Annotated in this window: 2 protein-coding genes; one reads left to right on the top strand and one right to left on the bottom strand. The window is 70.1% G+C overall.

Annotated elements, in window-relative coordinates; translation table 11 throughout:
• Positions 1 to 125: 125 nt before the first annotated feature.
• Entirely contained in the window at positions 126 to 2,213 is a 2,088-nt protein-coding gene (locus ACZ5GT_RS40600; RefSeq protein WP_469036938.1) for a cellulase family glycosylhydrolase, read from the bottom strand.
• Positions 2,214 to 2,920: 707 nt separating this feature from the next.
• On the opposite strand from ACZ5GT_RS40600, the gene ACZ5GT_RS40595 reads away from it, so the two are divergent.
• Positions 2,921 to 3,889, top strand: a complete 969-nt coding sequence (locus tag ACZ5GT_RS40595) for a lytic polysaccharide monooxygenase auxiliary activity family 9 protein (protein WP_469036937.1) — start codon at positions 2,921 to 2,923, stop codon at positions 3,887 to 3,889.
• The last annotated feature ends 385 nt before the right edge of the window (positions 3,890 to 4,274 follow it).

Raw genomic sequence — 4,274 nt, 5'->3', positions numbered from 1 at the left:
CCCCCCCCCCCCCCCCCCCCCCCCCCCCCCCCCCCCCCCCCCCCCCCCCCCCCCCCCCCCCCCCCCCCCCCCCCCCCCCCCCCCCCCCCCCCACCACCGGTGCGGTCGTCCGGAGGGGCGCCGGCTCAGCGTGGTTCGTTGCCCCAGGCGAGGCCACCACTCGCGTAGGCGGTGATCCGCGGTGCCTCGGCGTAGTCACCTGACGGGCCGTGGCTGTAGTCGTCCGTCTCGTCGAAGTTCGACCAGTCGGTTTTGCTCGCCCTGAGCTGGATGTCCCCCGTGCCGGCGCCTGGCTCCAGCGAGCCGCCGGTGAAGGAGACTTCGAGGTAGGTGTCGGCTCCGTCCAGCCGCTCGCTCAGGTTCTTGACGCTCAGCTTCACGTTGGCGCAGCCGACGGCCGCGAAGTCGCACCAGACGTTGACGGGTGAGTCGCCGTCACGGGTGAACCAGTACCGGACCGTCACGTCCCGTAGGTCTACGGTCCGGTCGCTGCGGTTGACGACGCGCAGGTGCGGCCGGAGGGCGTTGTCGCCCGTGGTGTCGTCGTTGCTCCGGTACAGCACGCTGAGGTCACCGCTGGGGACGCCGGGCTCCTGCGTGGTGACGGTGAGCGCGACCGAGGCCGGCGAGACGTTGCCGGCCGCGTCCCGCGCCTTCACCGTGTACCGGTAGGCGGTGGCCGCGGCGAGGTCCCGGTCGGTGTAAGTCGTGCCGGTCACGGGGCCGGCGATCTTCGTACCGTCACGGTAGACGTCGTAGCCGGTGACCCGGACGTTGTCGGTGGCCGAGTGCCAGTTCAGTGTGACCCGGCTGGTGGTGGAGGTCGCGGACAGGCCGGTCGGAGCCGTGGGTGGTTCGGTGTCGGGCCCGGGAGCCTGCCCCGTGGCCTCGGAGAGGCTGATGCCGGTGGTGCTGCCCTCGCCGCCGAGCGGCACCTGGTGGTCGAGGCCGACGAACTTGCCCTGCTGCTGCCACAGGACGGGCTTGAGAAACGCGTACTTCTTCTCGTCCCAGGTTGTCCAGTCGCTGTTCAGCAGGCCACCGGTGTCACCGGAGTTGGGGTTGAGGCACCAGAAGGTGTGGCTGAGTGCCTCGTCCTCGATGAGTCCGCGCAGCGCCGTCATCCACTTCTCGTTGGGACCGCCGTCCAGGTATCCGCCCCATTCACCGATCAGCAGCGGGGCGGTGTTCTCCTTGTGGAGGTAGTACCAGTTGGGGTCCCACACGTCCCGTTCCAGCGTCTCGCGGTTCCAGTCCCCTGCGAACCAGGGCTGCTGGTACACCAGTGGGCCGTAGTCGTGCGGGCTGTAGACGAGTTGCGACTGGTGCGCGCCGAGATCCACCGGGTGGTCCTTCGCGCCGCGCAGGTTGCCGCCCCACCAGTCGTTGTAGAACGCCTTGGGGTCGGTGGAGTTCCAGCTGGTGCCGTCCTTGGGGTAGGTCTCGATGCCCTCGCACAGGATCAACACCTTGGGGTTGATGGCCAGGATGCGCCGTCCTGCCGTCTGGCAGGTGTTCTTGAAGTTGTCGGTGTCGGTGCTGCCGTCCCACTTGGCGCGCGGGGTCTCGTCGAACTTGCCGTGCGGCTCGTTCTTGATGTCCATCGCGACGACGGTGTCGTTGTCCTTGTACCGGGCGGTCACCCACTCCCAGGCCTGGTAGAACTTCTCGGGAGTGATGGATCCCTTCCACCAGACGGGGTACACGTGGCCGGCGTTGTCCGCCTCGGCGCTGTGGACGTCGAGCATCACTTTCAGGCCGTACTGCGCACACAGGTCGAGCCAGTGGTCGAAGATCTGCAGGGTGCTCATACCCGCGAGTTCCGGGTTGGCCGCCGTGTTGATTCCCGTGGCCGGTGAGAGGTTGCCGGCCTGCCATTCGAGCAGCAGCTGGGTCGAGATCGGCACCCGGACGATGTTGATGCCGCGCTGGGCCATCTGCCGGGTCACCGTCTCGAGGTTGGCGGTCCACAGTCCGTGGAACACCCGCTCGGAGGTGTTGAAGCCGAACCAGTTGACCCCGGTGAGCCGGACGGGCTTGCCGGCCCCGTCGACGATCTGGTTGCCGTTCGCGTGCAGCCAGTCGTCCTGCGGCGGGGCGATGGCCGTGGTTCCGGGACGCTCCTGGGCGGGTGCGGCCGAGGCCGCGGCCGTGAGGGCGGGCGCTACCACGAGGGTCAGGCCCAGCAGCACGGACGCGGTGCCTTTCAGCACACGCCGTGGGTGCGTCGTGGCAGGGGGTGGCGCGGGCATGGGTTCTCGCTTTCGGTCGATTGGGGTGGTGCTCGGTCGGACGGAACCGACGGGGCGGTGGGAGGAGAGGGGGCGCCCCGTCGGTGGTCTGGAGACGGGTGCCTGACGCGGTCAGGCACCGCGCCGGAAAGCGGCTTCGACCCGCGCTCCCCCGGCAGGCACGCGGAAGTGACAGGAGGAACGTGATCCACGACTCGTAGGGCACGTGCTGCAGCGCGGGCAGCACGGGTGGGAGGGCGCTTCCCTGTCGGCGTGGCCGAAGGGAACCGGCGGCGGCGGGCTCCAGGCGGCCGTACAGCAACCCAACCATCCATGCCGGGCGGTGGGTTCTCGGAATCGTGTCGGCGCGGTGACATGTAGCCAGCGGTCCTCGGTGACTGTCAAGAGCGGCGCACGAGATCGGCTGCGCAGCGGCCGGCAACCCGAAAACCCTGTCCCGAACATCGCAAGGTCCCTTGACCCCTCAACCATGCGGGCCCATGATGCACCTCGATGGGAGCGCTCCCACCCAGGAGCGCCGATCCGCTACCCCACCGGAACGCCAGGCAGCCCCAGCGGCGCCCGGCCGCTCCGTCGCGCCCGACCCCTCCCACACGAGGACCCCTGCGACGGACCGCCCTTCTCGTCTTCCGGATGGATGAACGCATATGACGCATCGTCAAACAGTCGTGAGAACCTGCACGGGCATCACGCTGCTCACCCTTCTCATGGCCCTGTTCTTCGCTCAGCGGGCCGACGCGCACGGCTCCATGATTTCGCCCGCGAGCCGCGCCTACGCCTGCTACGTGGACGGCCTGCAGCCCAGCGGGGAGATCGTCCCGGTCAACCCGGCATGCGCCGCGGCGGTGGCCGCCTCCGGCACCCAGCCTCTCTACGACTGGTACGGGGTCCTTCGCTCCGACGGAGCCGGACGCACCCGCGGGTTCATTCCCGACGGGCAGCTGTGCAGCGGTGGCTCGCCCAAGTACGCGGGCCTCGACATCCCGAGTGCCGACTGGCCCACCCAGAGTCTGCGCGCGGGAAGCGACTACGACTTCACCTACGCGGCGTGGGTGCCCCACCCCGGCAGCTTCCGCCTCTACATCACCAAGCAGGGCTACGACCCGACCAAGCCGCTGCACTGGGACGACCTGGAGTCCGCACCCTTCCTCACCGCCGACCCGGAACCCCCGCTCACCGACGGCGCGTACCACCTGCGCGGTCACCTGCCGGACGGCCTGACGGGCCGTCATGTCATCTACAGCGTCTGGCAGCGCTCCGACAGCACGGAGACCTTCTACAACTGCTCCGACGTCATCCTCGGCGACGACCAGACGACGCCCCCGCCGCCTCCGCCGCCGGCCGACTGCTCGGCCTCGGTGGTTGTGGAGAAGAGCTGGCAAGGCGGCTTCCAGGCGAGCGTGTCGGTGACCAACAACGGCTCCAGGAAGATGACCGACTGGGCCGTGCAGTGGACGATGCCGGACGGCGTCAAGGTGAGCGACGGCTGGAACGGCACCTTCATGCAGACGGGTTCGACGGTCATGGTCCACGCGCCTGACTGGCACAAGATCCTCAATCCGGGCGAGACGGCGACCGCCGGGTTCAACGGCACCTCCGACCAGGTACCGCAGTTCACGTCCGTGCGATGCAGTTGATCTCCTCTCGGAGGCGAATCACCGAGCCGAGCGCCTGTGTTAAGCAAGCGTTGTCCGGGGATTGCCTGCGCCTTCGGTCACGCCGCGGCCGTTGCCGAACCCACCGCGCGGTCCCACGCTGATCACGTGGAGACGCGGAAGCGCCTCGCCGGGCCCCGGTGAGCCGCGTACCCCACGCACATCCCCGGTTCCGGCGCTCGGAATCCGCCGGAACCGGAACACGAGGTCATGAGCGTGACGACCACCGCCGAGCGGGGCCCGGGCCGGGAGAGGACACCCCCGGCGAGCCCGGGGGGGGGGGGGGGGGGGGGGGGGGGGGGGGGGGGGGGGGGGGGGGGGGGGGGGGGGGGGGGGGGGGGGGGGGGGGGGGGGGGAGGGGGGGGGG

The sequence above is a fragment of the Streptomyces sp. NPDC031340 genome (assembly GCF_055569945.1).
This window is presented reverse-complemented; position numbering and strand designations above follow the sequence as displayed.